At 55.9% G+C, this 26,464-nt stretch carries 26 protein-coding genes; 8 read left to right on the top strand and 18 right to left on the bottom strand.

Annotation, left to right across the window (positions count from 1 at the left end; genetic code table 11):
* Positions 1 to 9: 9 nt before the first annotated feature.
* From ACRZ91_RS01750 to ACRZ91_RS01705, 10 genes are all read right to left on the bottom strand, one after another.
* Positions 10 to 825 carry an ABC transporter substrate-binding protein gene (locus ACRZ91_RS01750; RefSeq protein WP_480902124.1) on the bottom strand — a complete coding sequence of 272 codons (816 nt, stop codon included), beginning with the start codon at positions 823 to 825 and terminating at the stop codon, positions 10 to 12.
* 22 nt (positions 826 to 847) lie between these two features.
* Positions 848 to 1,582 (bottom strand): ATP-binding cassette domain-containing protein, encoded by a 735-nt coding sequence (locus ACRZ91_RS01745; RefSeq protein WP_480902122.1) that lies wholly within the window; start codon positions 1,580 to 1,582, stop codon positions 848 to 850.
* Positions 1,575 to 2,288 (bottom strand): ABC transporter permease, encoded by a 714-nt coding sequence (locus ACRZ91_RS01740; RefSeq protein ID WP_010439456.1) that lies wholly within the window; start codon positions 2,286 to 2,288, stop codon positions 1,575 to 1,577. Before ACRZ91_RS01740 ends, ACRZ91_RS01745 begins: the two co-directional genes overlap by 8 nt.
* Positions 2,289 to 2,443: 155 nt before the next feature.
* Positions 2,444 to 3,433 carry an ABC transporter substrate-binding protein gene (locus ACRZ91_RS01735; protein ID WP_480902119.1) on the bottom strand — a complete coding sequence of 330 codons (990 nt, stop codon included), beginning with the start codon at positions 3,431 to 3,433 and terminating at the stop codon, positions 2,444 to 2,446.
* 60 nt (positions 3,434 to 3,493) lie between these two features.
* Positions 3,494 to 4,339, bottom strand: coding sequence for an ABC transporter permease (locus ACRZ91_RS01730; RefSeq protein ID WP_010439450.1), 846 nt, complete (start codon positions 4,337 to 4,339; stop codon positions 3,494 to 3,496).
* Positions 4,336 to 5,253, bottom strand: a complete 918-nt coding sequence (locus ACRZ91_RS01725) for an ABC transporter permease (protein ID WP_480902117.1) — start codon at positions 5,251 to 5,253, stop codon at positions 4,336 to 4,338. The genes ACRZ91_RS01730 and ACRZ91_RS01725 overlap by 4 nt, the downstream gene beginning before the upstream one ends.
* The gene (locus ACRZ91_RS01720) at positions 5,250 to 5,681 is read right to left on the bottom strand and encodes a GNAT family N-acetyltransferase (RefSeq protein WP_480902115.1); all 432 of its coding nucleotides are present in this window, start codon (positions 5,679 to 5,681) and stop codon (positions 5,250 to 5,252) included. The genes ACRZ91_RS01725 and ACRZ91_RS01720 overlap by 4 nt, the downstream gene beginning before the upstream one ends.
* Positions 5,681 to 6,478 (bottom strand): ABC transporter ATP-binding protein, encoded by a 798-nt coding sequence (locus tag ACRZ91_RS01715; RefSeq protein WP_480902113.1) that lies wholly within the window; start codon positions 6,476 to 6,478, stop codon positions 5,681 to 5,683. Before ACRZ91_RS01715 ends, ACRZ91_RS01720 begins: the two co-directional genes overlap by 1 nt.
* A gap of 54 nt (positions 6,479 to 6,532) precedes the next feature.
* Positions 6,533 to 7,987 (bottom strand): dihydropyrimidinase, encoded by a 1,455-nt coding sequence (gene hydA, locus ACRZ91_RS01710; protein ID WP_480902111.1) that lies wholly within the window; start codon positions 7,985 to 7,987, stop codon positions 6,533 to 6,535.
* Positions 7,988 to 8,080: 93 nt separating this feature from the next.
* Positions 8,081 to 9,331, bottom strand: a complete 1,251-nt coding sequence (locus tag ACRZ91_RS01705; RefSeq protein ID WP_170770490.1) for a Zn-dependent hydrolase — start codon at positions 9,329 to 9,331, stop codon at positions 8,081 to 8,083.
* Positions 9,332 to 9,500: 169 nt separating this feature from the next.
* Here ACRZ91_RS01705 and ACRZ91_RS01700 point away from each other — a divergent pair, with 169 nt between their 5' ends.
* The gene (locus tag ACRZ91_RS01700; protein WP_480902109.1) at positions 9,501 to 10,109 is read left to right on the top strand and encodes a TetR family transcriptional regulator C-terminal domain-containing protein; all 609 of its coding nucleotides are present in this window, start codon (positions 9,501 to 9,503) and stop codon (positions 10,107 to 10,109) included.
* A gap of 3 nt (positions 10,110 to 10,112) precedes the next feature.
* On the opposite strand, the gene ACRZ91_RS01695 is transcribed toward ACRZ91_RS01700, so the two are convergent.
* The 4 genes from ACRZ91_RS01695 to ACRZ91_RS01680 form a co-directional block, all read right to left on the bottom strand.
* Positions 10,113 to 10,592 carry a hypothetical protein gene (locus ACRZ91_RS01695; RefSeq protein ID WP_480902106.1) on the bottom strand — a complete coding sequence of 160 codons (480 nt, stop codon included), beginning with the start codon at positions 10,590 to 10,592 and terminating at the stop codon, positions 10,113 to 10,115.
* A 73-nt stretch (positions 10,593 to 10,665) separates the two neighbouring features.
* Positions 10,666 to 11,970: an NAD-dependent dihydropyrimidine dehydrogenase subunit PreA gene (gene preA, locus ACRZ91_RS01690; protein ID WP_170469486.1), complete on the bottom strand. Its 1,305-nt coding sequence runs from the start codon at positions 11,968 to 11,970 to the stop codon at positions 10,666 to 10,668.
* Between the two features lie 45 nt (positions 11,971 to 12,015).
* Positions 12,016 to 13,350, bottom strand: a complete 1,335-nt coding sequence (locus ACRZ91_RS01685) for an NAD(P)-dependent oxidoreductase (RefSeq protein ID WP_480715103.1) — start codon at positions 13,348 to 13,350, stop codon at positions 12,016 to 12,018.
* Positions 13,351 to 13,508: 158 nt separating this feature from the next.
* On the bottom strand, positions 13,509 to 14,141 hold the full coding sequence (locus ACRZ91_RS01680) for a cupin domain-containing protein (RefSeq protein WP_480902103.1): 633 nt from the start codon (positions 14,139 to 14,141) through the stop codon (positions 13,509 to 13,511).
* A 152-nt stretch (positions 14,142 to 14,293) separates the two neighbouring features.
* Here ACRZ91_RS01680 and ACRZ91_RS01675 point away from each other — a divergent pair, with 152 nt between their 5' ends.
* From ACRZ91_RS01675 to ACRZ91_RS01665, 3 genes are all read left to right on the top strand, one after another.
* Positions 14,294 to 15,289, top strand: a complete 996-nt coding sequence (locus ACRZ91_RS01675) for a hypothetical protein (RefSeq protein WP_480902101.1) — start codon at positions 14,294 to 14,296, stop codon at positions 15,287 to 15,289.
* Positions 15,290 to 15,361: 72 nt separating this feature from the next.
* Positions 15,362 to 16,654: an O-acetylhomoserine aminocarboxypropyltransferase/cysteine synthase family protein gene (locus ACRZ91_RS01670; RefSeq protein WP_010439425.1), complete on the top strand. Its 1,293-nt coding sequence runs from the start codon at positions 15,362 to 15,364 to the stop codon at positions 16,652 to 16,654.
* 4 nt (positions 16,655 to 16,658) lie between these two features.
* Entirely contained in the window at positions 16,659 to 17,369 is a 711-nt protein-coding gene (locus tag ACRZ91_RS01665) for a GNAT family N-acetyltransferase (protein WP_480902099.1), read from the top strand.
* A gap of 1 nt (position 17,370) precedes the next feature.
* Here the strand turns inward: ACRZ91_RS01665 and ACRZ91_RS01660 are convergent, their stop codons facing one another.
* Positions 17,371 to 18,066 (bottom strand): SIMPL domain-containing protein, encoded by a 696-nt coding sequence (locus ACRZ91_RS01660; protein WP_170539134.1) that lies wholly within the window; start codon positions 18,064 to 18,066, stop codon positions 17,371 to 17,373.
* Between the two features lie 164 nt (positions 18,067 to 18,230).
* On the opposite strand from ACRZ91_RS01660, the gene ACRZ91_RS01655 reads away from it, so the two are divergent.
* Entirely contained in the window at positions 18,231 to 20,156 is a 1,926-nt protein-coding gene (locus ACRZ91_RS01655) for a hypothetical protein (protein ID WP_480650828.1), read from the top strand.
* Between the two features lie 56 nt (positions 20,157 to 20,212).
* Here the strand turns inward: ACRZ91_RS01655 and hppD are convergent, their stop codons facing one another.
* Positions 20,213 to 21,310 (bottom strand): 4-hydroxyphenylpyruvate dioxygenase, encoded by a 1,098-nt coding sequence (gene hppD / locus ACRZ91_RS01650; RefSeq protein WP_170469465.1) that lies wholly within the window; start codon positions 21,308 to 21,310, stop codon positions 20,213 to 20,215.
* 147 nt (positions 21,311 to 21,457) lie between these two features.
* Here hppD and ACRZ91_RS01645 point away from each other — a divergent pair, with 147 nt between their 5' ends.
* Together ACRZ91_RS01645 and ACRZ91_RS01640 are read left to right on the top strand one after the other, a co-directional pair.
* Entirely contained in the window at positions 21,458 to 21,913 is a 456-nt protein-coding gene (locus ACRZ91_RS01645) for an Lrp/AsnC family transcriptional regulator (protein ID WP_480902095.1), read from the top strand.
* Positions 21,914 to 21,933: 20 nt separating this feature from the next.
* Positions 21,934 to 23,817, top strand: coding sequence for a monovalent cation:proton antiporter-2 (CPA2) family protein (locus tag ACRZ91_RS01640; protein WP_480902093.1), 1,884 nt, complete (start codon positions 21,934 to 21,936; stop codon positions 23,815 to 23,817).
* On the opposite strand, the gene cobT is transcribed toward ACRZ91_RS01640, so the two are convergent.
* A complete protein-coding gene (cobT, locus tag ACRZ91_RS01635) occupies positions 23,814 to 24,824 on the bottom strand; it encodes a nicotinate-nucleotide--dimethylbenzimidazole phosphoribosyltransferase (protein ID WP_480902091.1) in 1,011 nt (336 codons plus the stop codon). The two genes, ACRZ91_RS01640 and cobT, sit on opposite strands and share 4 nt — an antisense overlap.
* Positions 24,825 to 24,903: 79 nt before the next feature.
* Here cobT and cobS point away from each other — a divergent pair, with 79 nt between their 5' ends.
* Complete coding sequence (gene cobS / locus ACRZ91_RS01630) at positions 24,904 to 25,668, top strand: adenosylcobinamide-GDP ribazoletransferase (protein WP_480902089.1); 765 nt, start codon at positions 24,904 to 24,906, stop codon at positions 25,666 to 25,668.
* On the opposite strand, the gene ACRZ91_RS01625 is transcribed toward cobS, so the two are convergent.
* Positions 25,665 to 26,426, bottom strand: a complete 762-nt coding sequence (locus tag ACRZ91_RS01625) for an ion channel (protein WP_170469450.1) — start codon at positions 26,424 to 26,426, stop codon at positions 25,665 to 25,667. The genes cobS and ACRZ91_RS01625 overlap by 4 nt on opposite strands.
* Positions 26,427 to 26,464 lie beyond the last annotated feature (38 nt).

Genomic DNA, 26,464 nt, shown 5'->3' with positions numbered 1-26,464 from the left:
AGATGAAATTCATCTTGCGTTCGGAAAGAACATCTGCTGCCCATCCAACTCATAGGATTCAATCGCCGCCTGACCATCAGCACCAATCAACCAATCAATGAACCTCTGCCCCGAAGTTGCACGAACTTTTGAGTGCTTCTCTGGGTTCACCAGAATCACACCATATTGGTTGAACATTCGAGGATCGCCTTCAACCAGGATTTCCAAATCACCTCGATTTCCAAACGAAAGCCATGTTGCGCGATCCGTCAGGATATAAGCGCCCATTCCGCTAGCGATATTCAGCGATGCGCCCATGCCCGCTCCAGCCTCGCGATACCATGTTCCCGACGCAACTGTCGGGTCGACATCTGTCACCTGCCAATAACGCATCTCGGCCTTGTGGGTTCCGCTGTCGTCGCCGCGCGAAACGAAGGGCGCCTTGGAGCTGGCCACTGCCGCAAGGGCTGCGATGATATCGGTATCGCTCTTGACCTCGGCCGGGTCAGATTTCGGGCCGACGAGAATAAAGTCATTATACATGACATCGAACCTCTCAACCCCCCAACCATCAGCAACGAACTGCTCTTCGGCTGTCTTGGAATGAACCAACAGGACATCACCATCCCCGTTGATTGCATTTCGGATCGCCTGACCAGTTCCAACAGCCACAACCCGCACGTCAATACCGGTTTCGGCCTCAAACCCGGGCAAAATATAATCAAGCAAACCCGAGTTTTGAGTAGAGGTCGTAGACTGCACGATAATAAAGGGTTCTTCCGCCAAACTTGCGCCAGCGGTTAGCCCAAGCGCAACAATTGATGCCCGAATGAAATCTGGGATCATCCCATTTCTCCATCTGTATAAATCAGGTAACGAGGCCACCGGCCAGATACCGGCGCGACTCGTCGCTTTCTGGTGCTTCCAGAACCTGCATTGCTTTACCGTGTTCAACAACTCGCCCTGCTTGCATCATCACTATGTCAGATGCCAACCGGCGTGCTTGTCCAATGTCATGCGTCACCATAACGATGCGTACGCCCCGCTCAGAGGCGCGCAGGATCATCCGTTCGATCATCTGCGTTGCGCTGGGATCCAGTGCGCTGGTGGGTTCATCCAAAAACAACGTCTCGGGGTCCAAGGCCAATGCGCGCAATATTGCGAGCCTTTGCGCCTCACCACCGGAAAGCGAACGCGCGGGTTGACGCGCCTTGCCACCTAGCCCGCCCTCATCCAGCAAGGATTCGATACGATGCTTCCTTTCCGCGCGCGGCATGGATCCCAGCTTCAGAACAAAGTCCAGATTGGCAGCAACAGAACGGCGCAGCAAAACAGGGCTTTGAAATACCATCGCCTGTCGTGCCTTGTGGCGGGCATTCAACACAGCACCGTTCTGACAAACCCGTCCCCGATCTGGTTGTATCAGTCCGTGCAGGCAACGCAGCAGCAGACTTTTACCCGCCCCATTCGGTCCAAGAATAAGGGTCGGGCCCGGACCATCCAGACAAAGGTGCGGGACGTCCAGCAATGCCTTGCCATTACGTGCAATACTCAGGCCGCTCACGTCCAGAATACCCGGCGCCCCGGTCACGACATCACGCATGGCGCAGCCCTTCCCGCTCGGCACGAAGTGTCAGCGCACTGACCATCGCGTTTACCGCCACGGCCAAGCCGATCAGGATCACCCCCAAGGCCAGCGCCATCGCAAGGTTACCTTTGGAGGTTTCAAGAGCGATCGTGGTCGTCATCACGCGTGTGACGTGATTGATGTTTCCACCCACTATGATCACCGCACCAACCTCGGCAATCGCCCGGCCAAACCCAGCCAACAAGGCGGTAACCAGCGCCAACCGCGCGTCCCACAACAGCACCGGTACCGACGCCAACCGCGATACCCCAAGCGAGCGGAGCTGTTCGGAATATTCCTCGGCCAGCATTTCAACCACCTGGCGGGTAAGCGCGGCCATGATCGGCGTCACCAGAACCACCTGCGCTATGATCATGGCAGTGGGTGTGTAGAGCAGCTCCAGCACACCCAATGGGCCAGATCGGGACAACATCAGGTAAACCAACAATCCGACCACAACCGGTGGCAATCCCATCAGAGCGTTCATCAAAATGATAAGCGCGCGCCGCCCTGGAAATCGGGCGACTGCCAATGCTGCCCCGACAGGCATTCCAATGACTGCCGAAATCAGCACCGCAAATACCGAAACACGCAGCGACAACAGAACAATCGCCCACAACTCGGCATCCCCATTCAGGATCAACGAGATCGCTTGATTGAATTCTGATGCAAAACTCTGCATTTTTTACCTGATATATTTTACGGCGTCACTAAATGCCGGTAATTTCAGTGAAATACTATACGTTTCAAGCAGTAAGTACAGGCACGAATCCGGCATCTACAATAGAAAACGCGGCCCCAATGGGACCGCGTTTAGAGTTGCGCGTGTCGCTGAACTTAGTTCAGCGCAGCATCCGTGATCTGGTGTGTCCAAGCACCATCAGGCTGCTTGGTGATAACCGGATCGGAACCACCGGCCAGCAGAGTCTCAACCGTACGATTGAAATCTGTCGGGTCCAGAGCACCATTCGACCCTGCGGTCAGCTTGGCAATCTCACCCATCATGCGTTTCTGATGCTCTTCGGTCTGGGCACCGGTTGCATCATTTTCAAGCACGATCTCAGCAGCCTCATCCGGATTCTCTTCGGCGTATTTCCAGCCTTTCATTGAGGCACGGACAAAACGCTCCATCTTGTCGGCAAAGGCCGCATCGCTCAGGTTTTCCTCAAGCACATAGAGGCCATCCTCAAGCGTTGCGACGCCTTGATCTTCATATTTGAAGGTCACCAGTTCCTCGGGCGTGACACCGGCATCGATGACCTGCCAGTACTCATTGTAGGTCATAGTGCTAATGCAATCGGCCTGGCGCTGGAGCAACGGATCGACGTTAAAGCCTTGCTTAAGAACTTCGACACCGCTGTCGCTTTTGCCATCGGTGCTGATACCCAGCTGGCTCATCCAGCTCATAAACGGGAATTCGTTGCCAAAGAACCAAACACCCAAAGTACGGTTCTTCAGGTCCTCGGGAGCAGCAATTCCAGCATCCTTCCAGCAAGTGAGCATCATACCAGAGCTTTTGAAGGGCTGTGCGATGTTTACCAGAGGCAGACCCTTTTCGCGCGCGGCCAGCGCGGCTGGCATCCATTCAACCGTCACGTCTGCACCACCGCCTGCAATCACCTGAGTGGGTGCAATGTCGGGACCACCGGGTAGAATTGTAACGTCCAGGCCCTCTTCTTCATAGAACCCCTTGTCCTTCGCCACATAGTAGCCTGCAAACTGGGCCTGCGTGACCCACTTCAATTGCAGCGTCACCTCATCCGCAGCAAGTGCCGCACTGGCTGCCAGGCTAAAGGCGGCAACCGCCCCGCTGAGTAGCTTCTTCATCATCATATCTCCTAGTTGCTTATGTTTGCCCCGTTTGTGGGGTCTGTTGAATTATTCCATTTATCCTCTCTGCGAGGGATGCCAGAAGGTCACCGCCTTTTCGATCATCGCCACAAGGCCGTAAAAGGCCGTCCCAGCCAGCGCTGCGACCACGATCTCGGCCCACACCATATCCAGCGACAATTGCCCGACGCTGGTGGATATCCGAAAGCCCATGCCCAAGGTGGGAGAACCAAAGAACTCAGCCACGATAGCGCCGATCAGGGCGAGTGTGGTAGAAATCTTTAATCCGTTGAATATGAATGGCATCGCGGCAGGCAGGCGCAGTTTAAGAAAGCTTTGCCAATAGGTGGCCGCATAGGTCTCCATCAAATCCCTCTGCATCGCAGTGGCTTCGCGCAGCCCCGCGACCGTGTTCACCAGCATTGGGAAGAACACCATCACTACGACAACGGCCGCCTTAGAGTGCCAGTCGAAGCCGAACCACATTACCAGAATAGGCGCTGTGCCCACGATCGGCAGTGCTGCGACGAAGTTTCCGACAGGAAGCAGCCCGAGGCGCAGGAAATCCCATCGATCCACCGCAATCGCCATAAGGAAGGCCGAACCGCAGCCGATGAGATAGCCACTCAAAGCGCCCTTGATGATCGTTTGTACAAAGTCCGCCCAAAGAGTTGGCAAGCTGTCCCAGAAACGAACCCAGATGACAGATGGTGCCGGCAGGATGACCAATGGCACCTCGAGGCCGCGCACGACCAGCTCCCAGATGCCAATGACGGTTAAACCGAAGATCAAAGGCGCAAGAAACCGCACCATCCGAGTGTCGGAATAGGGTCCGCTGGCCAGACGGCTGTTCAACCACCAGCCCAATAACCAGACAGCTATTGCACCAAGAATAGGTATCATTGTGCCATCCCCATCCGTTTCAGAACCGTCCGCTCAATCAGCCCCAACAACCCTACAAGACAAGCGGCAAGAATGGCCGCTGCAAACAGCGCTGACCAGATTTGCACGGTCTGGCCATAATAGCTGCCTGCGAGCAATCGCGCGCCCAACCCCGCCACAGCACCTGTAGGCAGTTCCCCAACGATGGCCCCTACCAAAGACGCAGCGACACCAATCTTCAGCGATGTAAACAGATAGGGCATCGAGGCCGGCAGACGCAGTTTCCAGAACCCCTGCGAGCGGCTGGCATTGTAGGTTCGCAGCAAATCCAACTGCATGGCATCAGGGCTACGCAGCCCTTTCACCATGCCGACGACGACAGGGAAGAAACTCAGGTAAGCCGAAATAATGGCCTTGGGAATGATCCCCTGAACGCCAACCGAATAAAGAACTACGATGATCATCGGTGCCAGCGCGATGATCGGGATGGTCTGGCTAACAATCGCCCAAGGCATCACCGACAAGTCCATCACCCGGCTGTGCACAATTCCAACGGCAAGCAGAATGCCCAGCCCGGTCCCGATAACGAAACCTAGCATTGTGGCACTTAACGTGACCCAACCATGATAGATCAGCGAGCGTTTTGAGGTGATTTTCTTCTGAACCGTGGTCTCCCACATTTCAATCGCGACCTGATGGGGCGCTGGAAGGCGCGGACGCTCTTGCTCCCATGTCGCTGGTATGGCGAAAGAGTTATTCAAGGCCAGACCGATCTCACCCATGTCTCGGCGATCTTTGGCTGAGGGCGGCTGGACTTCGGCCCCCGCACGCTCCTGTTCAGTCAGAACCCCTTTGATATTCATCGGGATACAGGCCGCGTACCACACGATAACAATGGCCGCGAGGACAGTGAGGACTGCAATAAATTGCTTCATGCCTGCCACTCCATCCGAATGACAGGTACCGTGTCAGGCGGCACCGGAGGCTCCCGTCCCGTCTCGATAAACCCTTCGCGACGATAGAACCGCTGCGCGTCCACATTGGGCTCATGCGTCGTTAGCCAAAGATGGTCGCGCCCTTCCTTCGCCTTATCCAACAACCGTTTGCCGACACCCCGTCCCGTCCGCAGACAATAAAGCGCGCCCACTTTGTTCTGGACCGGATCAACCGACATGTAACAATCAGGCGGATCTCCGGCGACCCAGACGTCCCGGTTGGGAAACGCCTCACGGATCAGGCCCGCCAGTTCCTCTTGCGGCAGTTCATCGGGCATCCAGCCCGTCTGCTTCGCCCAAGTCCAAATGATCCGCGCGCAATCTTTCACATCATCCAAAGATGCCCGTCTGATGCCGTCACCCGCCATCAAACATCATCCCCATGACCGGCCCTCAGCCCCTCGCGCACGCGATGAGCAACTTCGATAAACTCGGGCGTATCGCGAATATCCAATGGCCGCTCTTTCGGCAGAGGACTATCGATCACATCCGTGATCCGACCAGGCCGCGGGCTCATAACCACGATCTTGGTGCTGAGATACACCGCCTCGGGGATCGAGTGGGTCACGAAGCCGATAGTCTTCTCGGTCCGAGCCCACAGCGCCAAGAGCTGTTCGTTCAGATGGTCGCGCACAATCTCATCCAAGGCACCGAACGGTTCATCCATCAGCAAGATGTCTGCATCAAAGGCCAGGGCTCGCGCAATGCTGGCCCGCTGCTGCATGCCTCCTGATAGCTGCCAGGGGAATTTACCCCAAAACCCTTCAAGATCAACAAGTTTCAAGACCTTTTTAACCCGTTCATTCTGCTCAGCAGACGAATAACCCATAATCTCAAGGGGCAGCTTGATATTCTTCGCAATCGTTCGCCATGGATACAGCCCCGCCGCCTGAAACACATACCCGTAAGCCCGGTTTCTCCGCGCCTCATCCGGGGTCATTCCATTGACGGTTAAGGACCCACCCGTCGGCGTCTCCAGCGCCGCGATACAGCGCAGGAAAGTGGTTTTGCCACAGCCAGATGGACCGATGAAACTGACAAACTCCCCCTTGCCAATCGACAAGTTCACATCTTTCAGCGCATGAATAGGCCCATCATTCGTCTGAAATGTAAGATCCAGCTGCCTTGCCTCAATAACGGGCTGAGTAGTATTTTCTGTATTCATTCCATTGCCTTGAAGAAGTCAGACCCGGGTCGCCGGAAAGGCAACCCAAGGGGTTTACACACCCGTTGCCGGTATACCTGTCCGCTCAACAGGCCGGGGCGCTGTCAACTCTTTCCAGGTGCTCAGCGCCTTGTTCACATGGGTATTGGCCTCACGCGCCACGAACTTCCCGTGCCCTTCCTGAGTCTGAATCTCACCATCATGTACGGCCACCGCACCGCGGGTCAGCGTGAACCGCGGCAACCCGCGCACCTCTTTGCCCTCAAAGACGTTGTAGTCGATGGAGGATTGCTGTGTCTCGGCCGAGATTACCTTGGCCTTGTCCGGGTCCCAAACAACCAAATCAGCATCCGCGCCCACAAGAAGTGCGCCCTTTTTCGGATAGCAATTCAATATCTTGGCGATGTTAGTTGAAGTAACAGCCACGAACTCATTCGGCGTCAGACGCCCGGTATTCACCCCATGGGTCCATAGCATCGGCATCCGATCTTCCAACCCTCCGGTCCCGTTCGGAATCTTGGTGAAATCACCCACGCCATACCGTTTCTGCTCCGTCGTAAACGCACAATGGTCCGTGGCCACAACGCTCAACGTTCCAGACTGTAGACCATTCCAAAGGCTGTCCTGATGCTGCTTGTTCCGGAATGGTGGGCTCATAACCCGACGTGCCGCGTGTTCCCAATCGTGGTGGAAGTACTCGCTTTCATCCAAGGTCAGGTGTTGGATCAATGGCTCGCCCCAAACACGCTTGCCCTGCATCTTGGCGCGCCGGATGGCCTCGTGTGCCTCTTCACAGGATGTATGCACCACATAGAGTGGCACACCTGCCATATCTGCGATCATGATCGCTCGGTTGGTAGCCTCACCTTCAACCTGCGGTGGTCGGGAATAAGCATGTGCCTCCGGCCCAGTATTGCCTTCGGCGAGCAGTTTCGCACTCAGCTCAGCAACCACATCTCCATTCTCGGCATGGACCATCGCGGTGCCACCTAGCTCCGCAAGACGTTTGAACGAGGCAAAAAGTTCATCATCGTTCACCATCAGCGCGCCTTTATAGGCCATAAAGTGCTTGAAGGTGTTGATGCCGCGGGTCTCGATGACAGTTTTGATGTCATCAAACACCTGCTCACCCCACCAGGTCACCGCCATGTGGAACGAATAATCACAGTTTGCACGCGTTGACTTGTTGTCCCAGCGTTTCAGCGCGTCCAACAAGCTTTCACCCGGATTGGGCAGCGCAAAATCCACCACCATCGTGGTCCCGCCAGCCAGCGCCGCCCGCGTCCCGCTTTCAAAATCATCACTGGAATAGGTGCCCATAAACGGCATTTCCAAATGCGTATGCGGGTCGATTCCACCGGGCATGACATAACAGCCCGACGCATCAAGTTCCTTGTCACCACGCAGGTCCGGCCCAATTTCGGTAATCACGCCACCTTCAACCTTCACGTCCGCCTTATAGGTCAGATCAGCGGTCACAACGGTTCCGTTCTTGATCACAGTGCTCATGTTAAACTCCCTGATGCGGTCTGCGCCGCTTGCTTCATCTGGCTAAAAATATCCCCGGGGGACTCGCCCATCGGGCGACGGGGGCAAAGCCCCCTATTCCACGATCACGGCCGTCTCAACGACAGCGTGCAGCAAAACATCCGCCCCGGCTGCAGCCCAATCCTTGCTGATTTCTTCAGCCTCATTATGACTGAGCCCATCTACGCAGGGGCACATCACCATCGCCGTCGGGGCAACTCGATTGATCCAACAGGCATCATGTCCCGCGCCTGAAATGATATCCGTATGGGAATAACCCAACCGTTCAGCCGCGTCGCGCACCGCCGCCACGCAACCTTCATCAAACTTCACCGGATCAAAACCGCCAACCTTCTCGAATTCGATCTGCAGTCCCATCTCATTGACGATATCCTCTGCCGCGACACGCAGCCGGTTCTCCATATCAGTGATTACATCCAATTCGGGTGATCTGAAATCGACCGTAAACACCGCCTTTCCCGGGATCACATTGCGCGAGTTCGGGTACACGTCGATATGACCCGCCGCACCAACGGCATGAGGCGCATGTGACCACGCAATCTCATCCACTTTCTCAAGAATACGTGCCATTGCCAGCCCGGCATTCTTACGCATGGGCATCGGAGTAGACCCGGTATGCGCATCCTTGCCAGTCACTGTGACTTGGGTCCAGCTTAGCCCCTGGCCATGCGTGACAACGCCGATATCCTTGCCCTCAGCTTCCAAGATGGGGCCCTGTTCGATGTGCAGCTCGAAGAACGCATGCATCTTGCGTGCGCCGACCTCTTCGTCACCACGCCAGCCTATACGATTCAGCTCATCCCCGAACTTCTTGCCCTCGGCATCCTCACGATCATAGGCCCAATCCTGCGTGTGCATTCCGGCGAATACGCCCGAAGACAACATCGCAGGCGCGTATCGCGTCCCCTCTTCGTTGGTCCAGTTGGTCGCGACAATGGGGTGCTTGGTCTTGATGCCTAGATCGTTCAGGGTTCGAATGATCTCCAACCCGCCAAGCACGCCCAAAACACCATCATACTTGCCGCCAGTCGGCTGCGTATCCAGATGCGACCCAACATATACCGGCAACGCTTCAGGATCAGCGCCTTCTCGACGGGCGAACATGTTACCCATCTGGTCCAATCCCATGGTGCAACCCGCGTCCTCGCACCACTTTTGAAACAATGCGCGCCCTTCGGCATCCTCATCAGTCAACGTCTGGCGATTATTGCCACCCGCCACACCGGGCCCGATCTTGGCCATCTCCATCAGGCTGTCCCATAGCCTGTCGCCATTGATCCTGAGATTCTGCGCCGGAGCTGCCATCTTGTTCTTCCCTGTTGCTTGCGATTTAGCTCGCTTTTGGTGTCTTGATTTGACCATCTGGTCAAACTCACGCTATCACGGGTTCGACATCAGTCAAGAAAATGCATGGTGTTGCCGAAATTTTCGACATATCCGCCACGCAGAAAACCAAAAATAGGCACAGGGAAACATGCCCAAGGACCGCGCGCCAACACGGATTCAGCAAAAAAACCGAGCAGCGATTCTGGACGCTGCCCTGAATGTGTTCTCTGCACATGGATATCGCGGGGCCACCGTTGACCAAATCGCCACCGAGGCGGGATTGAGCAAACCCAATCTGCTCTATTACTTCCCGTCAAAAGAAGCGATTCACACCGCCCTTCTAACTGGCTTACTTGAGGTATGGTTGGCACCTTTGTACGAGCTTGACGAAAACGGAGAGCCGCTGGAAGAGATCTTATCTTACGTCCGCCGAAAGCTTGAGATGAGTCGCGACCTCCCCCGCGAAAGCCGCCTGTTTGCAAATGAACTGGTTCAGGGAGCGCCCCGCATTCACAATGCTTTATCCAGCGATCTCAAGAAGCTGGTCGATGAAAAAACCGCCATCCTTACCCGTTGGATGGATCAGGGAAAGATTGCGCGCCTGCATCCCTATCATTTGATTTTCTCAATCTGGGCGCTGACCCAGCATTATGCAGATTTTGACGTGCAGGTTCGCGCAATCTTGGGCGACGAAGATCCTTTTGAAGGCGCTGAGACTTTCGTTGATACACTCTATCGCAAACTTCTAACGCTGTAGACGTTACTTCGCTGGTTTCAGGGCCAGAATACGCTTCAAAATCACGATGGTCATGGCCAGAATTATGGTCAAGTCGCCCATTGTATTGACTGTGTTGATTTTGGGTACTTTTCCGGCATCCCGTACAATTGCGGTGTACATCTTGGGCTGCTGAACACCTACCGAATGCTCACGTTCGGATGCTTTAATGAAAGCGCTAAAGTCCTTAAGAGATTTAACCTTTTTCGTAACTTGGTTCAGAAATCTCTGATCCAGTTGCCGGTCCTCTTTCAACTTCTTGAGCATCTCTTCGATCGAGCGCCGAAGTTTGATCAGTTGCTCCAGATCCTTTTTGAGTTGCTTTTGATGTTTCACGAAATTTTTTGCCGCAAGCGCGTCGCGCTGTTTCGCTTTGGAAAGGGCGACATTCTTCTTGGATGTATCCCGATCAAGCTTTGTGACCCGGTTGCCACCCTTGTTCCGACCCATTGGTGCCGCTGACATGACATGCTCCTTTGATCCTGTCCGTCAGCGGCAGTGTATCACCGAACCGGTTGTAGCGGGATTCCGGTATCTCTTACTCGGCGGCCTTGGCCATCGGATTGTTCGGATGCGTTGTCCAGTTGGCATATTCGGGATTAACCACTTTGCCCGTGCGCGGATCAACCTCTCCGGCTGCCATTGGCTCCATCGAGATACAGCCTTCGACCGGGCAGACATCTACACACAAGTTGCAGGCAACGCATTCTTCATCGATGACTTCGAATACCCGATCTGCCGACATCGAAATCGCCTGATGGCTGGTGTCCTCGCAGGCGGCATAGCAGCGGCCACACTTGATACACTGGTCCTGATCAATTTTCGCTTTTGCGATGTAGTTGAGATTCAAATATTGCCAGTCAGTGACATTGGGCACCGCGCGGCCGATCACCTGATCGATGCTGGTATAGCCTTTCTCGTCCATCCATTCTGACAAGCCTGCAGTCAGTTCGTCGATGATCTTAAAGCCATAGGTCATTGCTGCGGTGCAGACCTGAACATTACCACAACCAAGCGAGATAAACTCGGCAGCGTCACGCCAAGTGGTCACGCCGCCGATGCCCGAGATCGGCAGGCCACGCGTGGCTTCAGCCCGCGCAATCTCTGACACCATGGACAAGGCAATCGGCTTCACCGCCGGACCACAATAGCCACCATGGCTGCCTTTGCCGTCAATCGATGGTTCGGGGCTGAACGTATCCAGATTTACACTGGTAATCGAGTTGATCGTGTTGATCAGCGACACCGCATCCGCACCGCCGTTCCTAGCTGCCGCTGCGGGTTTGCGGATATCGGTTATGTTCGGCGTCAGTTTCACAATAACCGGGCGGTCGTAATACTGTTTGCACCACCGGGTCACCATTTCGATGTATTCCGGCACCTGTCCTACGGCCGAACCCATGCCGCGCTCGCTCATCCCATGTGGGCAACCGAAATTCAGCTCGATCCCATCTGCGCCAGTTTCAGCGACACGCGGCAGAATGGCCTTCCAAGCGGCCTCTTCACAGGGCACCATGATCGAGGCGATCAGGGCGCGATCTGGGTAGTCGGCCTTAACACGGGCCATTTCCTCAAGGTTCACCTCAAGTGGCCGATCGGTTATCAGTTCAATGTTGTTGAGCCCCAACAGCCGACGATCCGCACCGTAGATCGCGCCATAACGCGGCCCATTTACGTTTACGACCGGAGGGCCTTCGGAACCCAAAGTCTTCCATACCACACCGCCCCAACCGGCCTCGAAGGCGCGGCGAACATTGTATTCCTTATCCGTCGGTGGCGCGGAGGCCAGCCAATACGGGTTTGGACTTGAAATTCCCAGAAAGTTTGTTGTTAAATCAGCCATTTATCCGGCCTCCCTGATGCAGGTTTGCATCTTTGTCTTTGAGTTTCACGCGCCCAGACTTGCGTGGATGTCCATCGCGGCATCGCGGCCCTCGGCCACTGCGGTAACGGTCAGGTCTTCGCCACCTGCTGCACAGTCTCCGCCAGCCCACACACCGGTAATCGAGGTGCGTCCTGCCCCGGTTACAGCAATCTTATTGCCATCCAGCGTTAGCCCTTCCGGCGCACCGTCAAGCGTCTGACCGATGGCCTTAAAAACCTGATCGGCAGGCACACGAACGGTTTCTCCTGTACCGGTCAGTCGACCATCATGACTAGCAGTATACTCCAATTCGATCTCAGCCGCGGCTCCATTTCCGTGAATGGCCACAGGTTGAACGTTGCACAGAATACGAACACCGTGCGACGCCGCCAAATCCTGTTCGTACCGGCTGGCACCCATTGCGTCGCGACCTCGGCGATAGGCGATGGTGACATGCTCTGCCCCCAGCAGCTTCGATTTCACTGCCGCGTCTACTGCTGTCATGCCGCCGCCAATCACAACGACATTCCGACCGACTGGGAGATCAGCCAGGTCGCTGGCCTGCCGCACATCCGAGATAAAGTCGACCGCCGGGCGCACCCCGTCTTTATCTACCCCATCTGCACGTAGCGCATTCACCCCTGCCAGTCCGATCGACAGGAACACAGCGTCATAGTTCTGTTGCAGCCCTTCTAGTGAAATCGTCTCACCCAGAACTGAGTCGGTCTCAATCGCGATCCCACCGATTTTCAGCAGCCAGTCGACCTCGGCCTGCGCAAAGTCGTTGGTCGATTTGTACGCCGCAATGCCGTATTCGTTCAGCCCGCCCGGCTTGGGCTTGCCTTCGTGGATCACCACATCATGCCCCAGCATCGCCAGACGGTGGGCACAGGCCAGACCAGCGGGCCCTGCCCCGACCACGGCGACCGTCTTGCCCGTTGGTTCTGCACGCGCGAACGGATGAACGCCCGAGGCCATCACATCGTCGGTTGCATAACGCTGCAGGCGTCCAATCTCGACTGGCTTGCCTTCGGCCGTCTCACGCACGCAAGCCTCTTCACAAAGAGACTCGGTCGGACAAACCCGAGCACACATGCCGCCTAGGATATTCTGTTCCAGAATGGTCTGTCCGGCCGCAGCTGGTTGTCCGGCCTGAATTTGGCGGATGAACAACGGAATATCGATATCCGTCGGACAGGCCGTCACACATGGTGCGTCATAGCAGAAATAGCAACGATCTGCTGCCACGGCTGCCTCATGCGGAGCCAGAGGCGGATGCAGATCGGTGAAATTCGAGGTCAGCTCATCGCTGGAAAGCCGCCCGGAGACGATCCCGGGTGCCATCTGGCCCTGTGCCATCACTCTACTCCCTGTAGATATGTTTGTTATGAGCTTCAGCTTGCCACATTCTGATTTTTTATCAATTGGTAAATTTACCAAATGGTCAAAAAAATAGAAATCCGGGAAAATGACCCGGATTTCCTTAATAATTGCCCACATTGTTAGCACGTTTGGTGTCAGATCATCCCACTTAGGTGGCCGGATTTGATCCAAACACGGGCTCCACCCTCTCCTGCGATGGCTGTCGAGCGTGATCCAGGTGGTAGTCGCAACCAATCCCAAGTACCAAATTCTTCGCCTGTCTCGATAAAGCTGCCTTCGAGAACGAAGACCTCAAGCCCCTTGCCAGAGTCCAGTTCAATTTGCTCACCAGCAGCCCAGCATTTCACCTGAACATCCTCATGCGCATCCTTGAACAAATCGATATCTCCGCCCCTGTTGATGGAACGACGCACTTCGGTGCGGTCTTTGGGGTCGAACTGGTGAAGCTTGACGAGGATCGTCGCGCCTTCGCTGGCCGAAGGAGTGTGGGATGAAGTCGGAGGATTACGCACATAGCTGCCGACCGGAAAATCTCCGGTTTCATCCTGGAACACACCATCCAGCACCAGATATTCCTCGCCTCCGTCATGAGTGTGCGCTGAAAATGCGCTGCCAGGAGCAAAACGCACGATGGTTGTGGCACGCGCCACTTCCTCGCCAATGCGGTCCAGCATCTTGCGTTCAACGCCGGCAGCCGGTGACGCGACCCATGCGGTTTGATCAAAGTGGACAGCGACCCGCTGTGTGAAATCTGCATTGACGCGCATCTGCAATCCTCCTGCGTTGCTGTCACATTAGATGGGAGCACGAGCCGGATTTGCAAACCGGTCATGTTTGGGGTTTTGACGCCCTTCACAGCTTGTTGTACTTCCGGTCGAGACCGGTGCCCAATTCCGGCCCGTTTAGAAAGCGCGAAAAGATGCAGGCAAGCCCAACGACGTTCAACATCCTCATCATCGGGCAAAACAACCGTCTGCAATACGAGGCACTATTGTTCGCGGCATCGCTGCGCCATAGCTCACCCGGATTTACCGGACGTTTATTTGTTGGCGTTCCTCAGAAAGGCCCCTTGTGGTCCCAAGACCCGAGCATTCAGGATGAGGACGTGTTGCAAGCCTTGCGGCAATTGGGTGCTGAGATCCTGCCCTTCGAATCGCAAATATTTGGGGCAAGCTATCCCCACGGCAACAAGATCGAAGCGCTGCTAGCGATGCCGGAAGGCGAGCCATTTGTCTTCTTCGACACCGATACATTGATCACCGGTGAAATTGCCGATGTACCATTTGATTTCAACCGGCCCGGCGCCTCGCTCCGTGTCGAGGGCACATGGCCGAAGCCCACACTTTATGGCCCCGGTTATGACGGCATCTGGCGCGCGCTTTATGACCGATTCGGACTGAATTTCGAAAGCTCGCTCGATTCCAGACAGCCACCGGGATATTGGCGACACTACCTGTATTTCAATGCGGGATACTTCTTCTACAAATGCCCTCACCAGTTTGGTCGGCGGTATCTTGATTACGCCCGTACCATTCGGGACGAAGGTATCCCCGAACTCACCGGGCAGGTCCTAGACCCCTGGCTGGATCAGGTGGCATTGCCGCTGGTCATCCACTCGTTCGGCGGTGGTCGGGATGCGCTGCCTAAAGGTCTGCTGGATGGGTCAGTCAGCTGCCATTATCACCTGTTTCCGATGCTCTATGCACGAGAAAGCGATCATGTGGTCGAGGTGCTAGAGACCGTTGTGGCCCCCAACAAGATCAAGAAGGTGCTCAAAGGCTATGACCCGATGAAGAAGCTGGTGATCCAGCGCAAAGGTGCAAAAATCCGGGCAATGTTCGACAGGAACAACCTGCCGGCACGCGAACAGGTCATACGCAAGACCATCAAGGCCAAGGGACTTTGGCTGCGGTGACGTGGACGTTGTGTGGTGCAAAGCAATGTCCTAGAGATTTACTAACGCACATTCCAATAGGAGATTTCGAAGATGTCTGATGGCCCCACCTATGGTTTCGACACGCTGCAGATTCACGCCGGGGCCCGCCCCGACCCCGCTACCGGCGCGCGTCAGACACCGATTTACCAGACTACGGCCTATGTGTTTCGCGATGCCGACCATGCTGCTGCGTTGTTCAACTTGCAGGAAGTTGGGTTCATCTATTCGCGCCTGACCAATCCGACCGTCGCCGTTTTGCAGGAGCGCGTGGCAACGCTTGAGGGCGGCGTCGGCGCTGTCTGCTGTTCCTCGGGTCACGCAGCGCAAATCATGGCGCTATTCCCACTGATGGGTCCGGGCTGCAACGTGGTCGCCTCAACCCGCCTGTACGGGGGTACGGTCACGCAATTTAGCCAGACCATCAAACGTTTCGGCTGGTCAGCCAAATTCGTCGACACCGACGATCTGGATGCCGTAAAAGCCGCCATCGACGAAAACACCCGCGCGGTGTTCTGCGAATCCATCGCCAACCCTGGCGGTTATGTCACTGACATCCGCGCGCTGGCGGACGTCGCAGACGCGGCTGGCATCCCGCTGATCGTCGACAACACCTCGGCCACGCCCTACCTGTGCCGTCCGATCGAGCATGGCGCGACCCTGGTCGTGCATTCAACCACCAAGTACCTGACCGGCAACGGCACAGTCACCGGCGGCTGCATTGTGGATTCGGGTAAGTTTGACTGGTCTGCGAATGACAAATTCCCCTCGCTCAGCGAGCCCGAGACTGCGTATCACGGACTGAAATTCCACGAGACTTTCGGCCCGCTGGCCTTCACCTTCCACGGCATTGCAATCGGTCTGCGCGATCTGGGTATGACCATGAACCCGCAGGCAGCACATTATACCCTTATGGGGATCGAGACACTCTCACTGCGGATGGAGCGCCATGTCGAAAACGCCCAGAAGATCGCCGCCTGGCTGGAAGCGGATGATCGCGTGGACTACGTGACCTATGCAGGCCTTCCCTCGTCGCCTTATCATGATCGGGTCAAAGCGCATTACCCGCGCGGGGCCGGTGCGCTATTCACATTTGCGGTCAAAGGCGGATATGACGCCTGCATCAAGCTGGTCAACGCGTTGGAAATCTTCAGTCATGTGGCCAACTTGGGCGATGCGCGCTCGCTGATCATCCACTCGGCCTCGACGACCCACCGTCAGTTGACGCCTGAGCAGCAGGAAGCTGCAGGCGCGGGCCCGGGAGTCGTGCGCGTCTCCATCGGCATCGAAGACGCAGACGATCTGATCGCCGATCTGGATCAAGCGCTGTCCAAGGCGAGCGCCTAATCCAATGACCAAGCACAACACAAATGAACTGGGTCAACCCATCGGCTTGCCGGTCACGGGCGAGTTTCCTCGCCCCACCCCGCCTTACACACCGATGCAGGGCCGGTTCTGTTCCGTTGTGCCGCTAGATGTGAACCGGCATGCGCCCGGATTGTACCGGGCGTTTGCCAGTGACACGGATGGCCATAACTGGACCTATCTGCCTTATGGCCCCTTCGCCTCTGAGGCTGATTTCACCACATGGGCGCAGAACAACTGCATGGACGCCGATCCCATGTTCCATACGGTGTTGGATGCCGACGAAACGCCGGTGGGTATGGCCTCGTATTTGCGTGTCGAACCAGCAGCGGGTGCCATCGAGGTGGGCCATATCCATTTCTCACCCCTGCTCCAACGCAAACCGCAATCAACCGAAGTGATGTATCTGATGATGCGACGGGTGTTCGATGAGCTTGGCTATCGCCGTTACGAATGGAAATGCGACGCTTTGAACGCACCCTCAAAGCGCGCGGCCGAACGCTTGGGATTTACGTTCGAAGGTATTTTCCGACAAGCGACCCATTACAAAGGGCGTAACCGGGATACCGCTTGGTTCTCGATTATCGACAGCGAATGGCCGCGCATTCGCGCAGCATTCGAGAATTGGCTTGCGCCGGGGAATTTCGACGCGGCGGGCCAGCAGCGACAACCGCTGCAAGCCCGCGTTGGAGCGTAGCTTAGTCCGCGATTTCGAACTCCATAGCGATATTGACCGATACAGAAATCTCTCCGCCCGCTACCGGAACGCCGCCAGCGTCAGACATCGCCATTTCGCGCATCTGGGCCATCGGGCGAACGCCCCCACCGTGATCGTTTATCGAAATCACCGGACCCAAAGTCACGCCTGAGGCCTCGGCCAATTGTTGCGCCTTATCGGTTGCGTCTGCGACCGCTTTCGCGCGCGCTTCGGCCTCAAGCGGCTTAGGCTCCTGTACACTGAAGCTCAAGCCGCCAAAATCATTGGCCCCGTCCTTGATGACGGCGTCCATAATCTGACCCAGTTTATCCAAATCCCGAACCCGAACAGAAACGCGGTTTGAGGCTGTAAATCCGGTGATCCTGGGTGCTTCGTCGCTTGAGTTCCTGTGCCCAGACCAGACTGGTGACAACGACAGATCGCGGGTCTGCACATCACGTGATTCCAAGCCCATCTCATCCAACCGTTTTAGAATCTGTGTCACAGCGTCAGAGGTCGCCTGCATCGCAACCGATGCCTGGGCGTCCTGGTTCGTCACGCCAAGCGTTATGGTTGCCATATCTGGCGCAGCCAAGGCCGTTCCGGTTCCACTGACGGTGATGCGACGTTCTTCCGCATGGGCAGGCAACGCCGCGACGGCTGCGGTCATGGCAGCCAGAAAAGCAAGTGTCTTCAAGGTGATCTCTCCTTATGACTTGTCGCTAAGATGGGTGTCATACTCCGTACACGGCAAGGGGGAAACGCGCCTTTTTCTTTCCCTCGGCGAGTTCCTGCTCTAATCTCGTCGGGCAGACATCCAAGCGTTTGCATTGAAGCTGACAATTATGGTTCATCGCGATCATGAAACCCGCCTTTGTGCTGTCATTTTCTGAAAACGGTATTTCCTTGCATCACCAGTCGGATGGAGACTGGTACTGCATTGGCACGATCCCGTTGGATGCACCGGATTTCTCTGATCAGATCCGGACCCTGCGCGATCAGGGATTCGCACTAGAAAACAACCTAAGCTGCAAGCTCGTGATTCCTTCGGATCAGGTACGTCTTTTGACGGTCGATACCGATGGAATGGATACCGAAGCGGCAACGCAGAAAGTTGAAGAAACTTTAGCCTCAGCAACGCCATACCAGTTGTCCGAGCTGACCTTTGTCGCAACTCCGAACGGTTCAGACATTCACGTCGCGGCAGTCGCGCAGCAAACTTTGAAAGAAGCGCACTCATTTGCGGTGGAACATGGATTTATCCCAGAAGGGTTCTGGCTTAGTGCCAATGGTGAAGACGTTCTATCAGGGTCCGTTTACGAAGTGCCTGCGTCTGAGGTGGACTCCCAGTCAAATGAAATCAGCACTGCGCCCGTGGCAAAATCGCCGGAAGCCACGCCTGATGAGGCATCGAGTATTCCCATTCATCCCATCGCGGATACAGCTGATCCGACCGCTTTCCGTTCCGCTCAAAGCGCTGAATCGCCCACGATCTCTTCGTCGGTAGAGGTGAAAAAATATGTTATTCCGGCGGTTGCTGCATCCGTTCTATTGGGCATGGTACTTGGTCTCTGGTCACTGAACAGCGATGAACCTACGGTCGATGCCCCAGAACCAGTCGTTGCAGAGGCGCCCGTTTTAGTTCCAGAGCCACAGCAAGATGTCCCGACAGCCGTTGAACCCAGCGCACCAGATGTTGCGGAACTCGCAATTGAACCTGAACCCGCCGAGCCGAACACCGGTGACGAAACTGATCTGTCTGCAACTGATGAGGCCATTCTCGAAGCTTTGAAGGTTGCTCCTGAACCGGTTGAAGAAATTGCTGGCCTGCCAGACTTCGGGGCAGAGTTTCATGACTTCACCGGGACCGCGCCTGTTGAACCGAACCCGTTGGCCGAACCACCGCTGGAACAGCTTGCTGATGTCTATCTAACTTCGGTTGATCGCGCTGATCTGTCGACCGACACCGTTGCCCTGCCACCACATGAAAGCCTCGAAACTGACGAAGCTTTTGAGTTGACCGCCCTGCCCGGCGCCGCGGGTCAGAGGTTTGAGTTGGACGAACGTGGTCTGGTGACGCCGACCGCAGAGGGCACTCTGAATCCAGCCGGTGTGATGGTCTACCTGGGCCGCCCTTCATCGGTGCCTCCGGAATCCCCTACACGGTTTGAGACAGAGCCCGTTGTTGTTGAAGAGGTTGACGAAAGGCTCGCATCAATCCGACCCCGCCCAAGGCCCGACAACCTTGTTGATCAATTCGAAAGACAACAATTGGGTGGCCGGTCTCGCCAGGAATTGGCTTCGGTGCGACCAAAACTGCGTCCGGAAAGCCTGCAATCCAAGCCCGAGGTTGACGAAACACCAACCGCTCTGGCGGTGGTTCGTGTTCCACGCCCCAAGCCACGCCCTGCGAATATCGCCGCATTGGTTGCCAAGAAACCCAGCACCCAAAGTACTTCGCTGGGATCGACCGCGAATGTGGCAACCAGCAGTGATGAGGCCGGTTCATTCCAGCCCAGGGCTGTAAAACCCAAGATACCGACAACCGCCTCGGTTGCGCGACAGGCGACCATCGATAATGCCATCAACCTACGCAAGCTCAACCTGATCGGTGTATATGGCACCCCGGCCAATCGCCGTGCCTTGGTACGCCTGCCCAGCGGACGCTATAAGAAGCTGAAAGTAGGTGATCGTATCGATGGTGGGAATGTCGTGGCCATCGGAGATAGCGAATTGCGCTATCAGAAACGCGGTAAGAACATCACCCTCAAGATGCCACGCGGATAAAAGAAGAGCGCCCTGTTTGGTAAACAGTGCGCTCAGTTATTTTCATTGATGTCAGATCAGGCCGCCGAGATTTCACCCGATTCAATCTGTTCGCGTTCGATCGATTCAAACAGGGCTTTGAAGTTACCCTCACCAAACCCGTCGTCACCCTTCCGCTGAATGAATTCAAAGAAGATCGGGCCGATTACGGTTTTAGAGAAGATCTGAAGCAGGATCTTGGTCTCACCCCCATCAACAACCCCTTCGCCGTCGATCAGAATACCGTGCTTCATCATTCGATGCTTGGGCTCATCATGGCCAGACACACGGTCGTAAGACATGTCATAATATGTCTCGTTCGGGCCAGGCATGAACTTCAACCCCTTCTCGGCAATCGCATCGGTCGAGCCATAGATATCATCGCTACCCACCGCGATATGCTGGATACCCTCGCCATTGTATTTCTTTAGGTAAGAGACGATCTGCCCGGTTTCACCCCGGTCCTCATTGATCGGTATGCGGATGCGACCGCAAGGAGAAGTCAGCGCTCGGCTGAAAAGACCTGTATGTTTGCCCTGAATGTCAAAGAAGCGAATTTCGCGGAAGTTGAACAGGTCGCCGTAGAATTTGAACCACTTGTCCATGTTACCCTTGAATACGTTGTGGGTCAGGTGATCGAGGTAATAGAACCCATCACCGCGCGGTTTCGATTGCTCCAGCCACTCAAACTCCTCGTTATAAGGCGAGGTGTCATAATACTGATCGATGAAATAGATCAGTGAGCCACCGATACCCTTGATCGCCGGGACATTCATGGTCTTGTCGGCACCGTCATAGGGCTCGGCCCCATTGGCAATCGCGTGCTCATAAGCCTTCTGCGCATCCACGACACGCCAGCCCATCGCAGGGGCGCAAGGACCATGCTCGGCGACGAATTTCGCGGCAAAGCTGTCCGGATCAGCATTCAGGATGTAGGTCACATCACCCTGCTGCCACAGCTCGACCTTGGGGGTGTCGCGGTGGTAGCCGACATATTCGAACCCCATCCGCGCGAACAGATCGCGCAGTTCCTGCGGTTCGGGATGGGCGAATTCAACGAACTCAAACCCATCGGTGCCGGCGGGGTTTTCTTCGCTGATGACAGATTTCGGGGCGTTATGCGGGAAAGGACCCATGGCGCGTCTCCTTGGAAAACAGGAATTTCTTTGCTGATTCAAAAATACGCCTTATTCGGTGCTGTTTCTGCGCATTGTTTTCATGTAGACTGAATTTTAACGCGGAACATCCGCACGAAACGCACAAAAACCGGAGAATCACCGCACATGCTGGATGCAACAGACACACGACTGTTGTCAGCTTTGCAGAAAGATGCGCACCTGACAGCACATCAATTGGGTGAGATGTTAAACCTGTCGGCCAGTCAGGCGGGCCGCCGCCGACAGCGCCTTGAGGCTGAGGGCTATATTACCGGATATACGGCACGGCTGGATCCGCTGATGCTGGGATTGCAGGTTCAAGGGTTCATTCAGGTGCATCTGGGCACACATGGCCCCGAACAATCCGCCAGCTTCGCCCGCCTGGTCGACACGCGCCCCGAGATCACGAGTGCCTGGACGATGACGGGTGAGGCAGATTACCTGCTTCACGTCTATTGTGACGACTTATCCGCACTCAATAGCTTGCTTCACGAAGTCATCCTGCCGCATCCTGCAGTGGCACGTGTGCAAAGCCAGATCGTGATGGACCAATTGAAACGCGACGCGCCGCTCCCGACCTGAGCGGATTTAAGAGGAATATAATGAACGAGTTCCTTTATCAGGCATCGATCTATTTGGCAGCAGCGGTGATCGCCGTTCCGTTATCCGCGCGTCTGGGCCTGGGTTCGGTGCTGGGATATCTGGCCGCCGGAATTGCAATCGGACCGATTCTGGGCCTTGTAGGCGCAGAAACAGAAAGCCTTCAACACGTCGCCGAGTTTGGCGTTGTCATGATGCTGTTCCTGATCGGGCTAGAGCTTGAGCCCCGCGCCCTATGGGACATGCGCGACAAGTTGTTGGGGCTGGGCGGGCTGCAGGTTGGCCTGTCCACTGCCGCGATCGCAGCTGTGGCGTTCTACGCGGGCCATCAATGGTCGGTGGCGCTGGCTGTAGGCCTTACGTTGTCACTGTCTTCCACCGCTATCGTTCTGCAAACCTTGTCCGAAAAGGGGTTGATGCAGACCAATGGCGGGCGAGCCACATTTTCGGTTCTGTTGACGCAAGATATCGCCGTCATACCTATTCTGGCCTTTCTGCCCCTTCTTGCACTGCCTGCCAGCGTCCACATAGAAGACGATGGCTCGATCAATCGAGGTGTGGATTCCGCCCACGGAGCCGATCATCACGCCACACTTTCGCTGGTCGAGGGTTTGCCCGGTTGGGCCGTCACGCTGGTTACAATCGGAGTGGTCGCCTTTGTCGTGTTGGCGGGAATCTACCTGACCCGCCCCCTTTTCCGTTTCATCCACGCCACCCGCCTGCGCGAGATGTACACGGCACTCGCGTTGATGATCGTGGTTGGCATCTCGTTCTTGATGACTCTGGTGGGCCTTTCCCCCGCCCTTGGCGCGTTTCTTGCGGGCGTTGTTCTGGCCAGTTCGGAATTCCGGCATGAGATGGAAAGCGACCTTGAGCCCTTCAAAGGTCTGCTGCTGGGTCTGTTCTTCATCACCGTTGGTGCCGGGATCGATGTGGGCTATTTCTTCGCCGATCCATTTGATCTGATCGGGCTGGCGCTACTTGTGATCTTGGCCAAAGGTATCATCTTGTTCATCGTCGGTCGTGCCTTCCAGCTACGCGGACGCGATCACTGGCTGTTTACTTTGGGATTGGCCCAGGCTGGCGAGTTTGGGTTTGTACTGTTGGCATTTTCGACACAGCAAAACGTGATCCCTCCGGGTTTATCGCAAAAACTGCTCATGATCATCGCCCTGACTATGCTGATCACCCCTCTGCTGTTTATCCTCTACGATCTGCTTTCTCGCTATATCGGCGAGAGCAAGCCAAAGGTCGAACCGGATGAGATTGATGAGAGAGGGCCTGTCATAATTGCCGGGATCGGTCGCTTTGGTCAGATCGTGAATCGCCTGGTACAGGCAAGCGGATTCAAGACCGTGGTTCTGGATCACGACATTGAAACCATCCAGCTTATGCGCCGGTTTGGCGTCAAAGGATTCTTGGGTGATCCGACGCGTCCCGAACTGCTGCGCGCCGCCGGGATTGAAAAAGCCTCGGTTTTGGTCGCGGCCATGGATGATTACAAACAGGTCACTCGTCTGGTCGGATATGCGCGCCGCCAGCGGCCTGACCTGCACATCATCGCTCGGGCGCGCGATCGCACTCATGTTTACGAACTCTATCAGGCCGGGGCCAATGACATCGTGCGCGAAATGTTCGATGGGTCACTACGTGCGGGTCGCTATGTTCTCGAGAATATCGGCCTTAGTGAATATGAAGCCGCGCAAGCAGAACAAACTTTCTATCACCACGACCGAGGATCGGTGCGTGAGTTGGCCGAGCTGTGGATACCCGGCATGCCTACCGCAGAAAACAAAAAGTATATCGAGCGGGCGCGGCAACTTGAAAAAGATCTGGAAACCGCGCTGCTGGAACTTGCTGAAGAACACGCCAAGAAGTCGGCTTAACCGTCTGTAACTCCGGCCTCGGCAAACGTTGCCATGCCGGAATGACAGGCCACGGCGCTTTTGAGAATGTTGATCGCCAGCGCCCCGCCTGAACCTTCGCCCAAGCGCAATCCAAGGTTCAGCAACGGTTCCTTACCCAGCTTGTTCAGCATTGCGGCATGTGCACCTTCGGCACTTTGATGGCCCGCAACAGTGTGATCCAGCGCAGTGTCCGAAAGTTGCGCCAAACAGGCCGCTGCCGCTGTGCAGATGAATCCGTCCAGTACGACCGGGATCCGCAACACACGCGCTGCGGCAATCGCTCCTGCCATGGCCGCAATCTCACGCCCGCCTAGGCATTGAAGGATACGCAGACCATCGCCCTGACCGTGCAGGGCAACGCCTTCGGCAACAACGCGTGATTTGTTCGCCAACCCCGCATCATCTACGCCTGTGCCGCGCCCGGTCCAGTCAGATGCATCTCCGCCAAACAGCGCGCAGGCGATGGCGGCTGCAGGGGTGGTGTTGCCGATACCCATCTCTCCAACGACGAGTAAATCCGCCTGCGGATCAACCGCCTGCCAGCCTGTACGCAGTGCGCGCAGAAATTCATCTTCGCTCATCGCAGGGGCTTGGGTAAAATCTGCGGTCGGACAGTCCAGATCCAACGCATGCACATTCATCTTGGCGCCCGCAGCCTTGGCCAGTTGATTAATCGCAGCACCGCCGTGTTCGAAATTCATGACCATCTGAACAGTGACCTCAGATGGAAACGCTGAAACACCCTGCGCCGTCACGCCGTGGTTGCCAGCAAACACGATGACCTGAGGCGCGTTGATCTGTGGCCGCGCATCACCACGCCAACCCGCATACCATATCGCCAAATCCTCAAGCCGTCCCATGGCTCCGGGTGGTTTGGTTAGTTGGCCGTTGCGCTCTTGCGCGCCCTGCGCGGCAGAAGTATCCGGACCGGCCGCACCGATCAGCGCGTCGCGGAAACTGTTCAAATCGTCGAGTTCAGGCAGCATTGAAAGCCTCGTTGCATCAGAGTGGTGCTGTGTGTTTAACCAAACCTGACAAAGCAACAAGACCCTGAAAGGCCTGGGAGTGACCAAAAACGACACTGCCCCATTTTCCATGTGGGATATTCCGCTTGCGCTGGTCTTGCTGACACGCTTGCCCCTGCCACGCATGCCGGAAGAGGCGTTTACTCGCCAGTCGCGCGCCGTCTGGGCATTTCCGCTTGCAGGGCTGATCGTTGGTGCCCTGGCGTGTGGTATTGGGTGGATCGCAATCTGGGCGCAGTTGCCCGTTTTTGCTGTCGCAGGCCTGATCGTTGCCGCGCTGATCGCAACCACAGGTGCAATGCATGAAGACGGGTTGGCCGATACGTTCGATGGCCTTTGGGGAGGGTTCACGCCCGAGCGGCGACTCGAGATCATGAAGGACAGCCATATCGGCACCTACGGTGTGCTTGCACTGCTGCTATTTCAGATTCTACGTATCACAGCCATAGCAGCCCTTGTTGGCGCCGAGATGTTGACAGGCGTACTGGTTGCATGTGTGTTTTCCCGGTCTCTGATGCCCGTCTTGATGACCTTTCTCAAAAATGCCCGACACTCAGGGCTAAGCCATTCGGTCGGCGCACCGCCGGTATCTGCGGTTTTAGCCGGGTTGGTAGTGGCCGCAGTGTTGGCTTTGGGCTTGTTGGGGGTTCTGGCGTTGATCCCAATGCTTCTTGCGATGATCGCCAGCCTGATTGTGGCTAAGATCGCAAAGGCCAAGATCGGAGGTCAGACCGGCGACATTCTGGGGGCGACGCAGCAGATAACCGAGATCACATTCCTGCTGACGCTGATCGCTTTGATCTAACTGGCACCCCCCGTCGCGATCCGCAGCGTCGCGCCGCAGTGCTTGCAATGCACAGCGTCCGGGTCGTGGCGAAACAGACCACAGCTGGGGCATTTGTAACGCACTTTCTGCGGCATGAAGATCGCCTGCGCCAGACGCACGAACAGGGCCACACCAACAACCATGATGAAAACCGAAAACAACTTACCGCCCGGCGTCGACAACGTGATGTCACCAAACCCAGTTGTCGTCAGTGTGGCCATCGTGAAATACAGCGCGTCGATATAGGGCGTCTGGGTGTCTTCCGGCACAAAAAAGACCAATACAGCGGTCGAAGTCGCAAAGACAAAGACCAGCAAATTGATTGCAGCGATCACCGCGTCTTCATGGGTTCGGAAAAACCTGCTGTCACGCCGCAAATCCCTGAGCAAATGGTATGAATGAATCAAACGCAAGGCGCGCAGAATGCGCAGAAACGCCAGGTTGCCCGTCAGAAACGGATCAAGGAAAAGCGAAACGATAACAACAATGTCCGCCAACGTGTAGATCTGACGCAGTAGCTTCCAACGATCTTTCGATATCCAAAGTCGGGCAGAAAAATCCATGAGAATGAGCACACCGACACCAATACTGGCTGCGGTAATACCTGGACCGTGCGGAATATGCGCGGTCGCAACAAAGAACACGATCGTTGCGATGTCGAACAGGATCAGACCATATCGAAACCAGACCGAAATCGGGTCGTGGCTGATGTATAGAAACTTCACAGCCTGCTTCATCTTTACCCCGTATCAGCCTAATATTCAGAGAAAAATAC

It is taken from the genome of Ruegeria sp. O11 (assembly GCF_056535285.1).
Note: the sequence above shows the minus strand (reverse complement) of the source record. Positions and strands in the feature narration are given on the sequence as shown.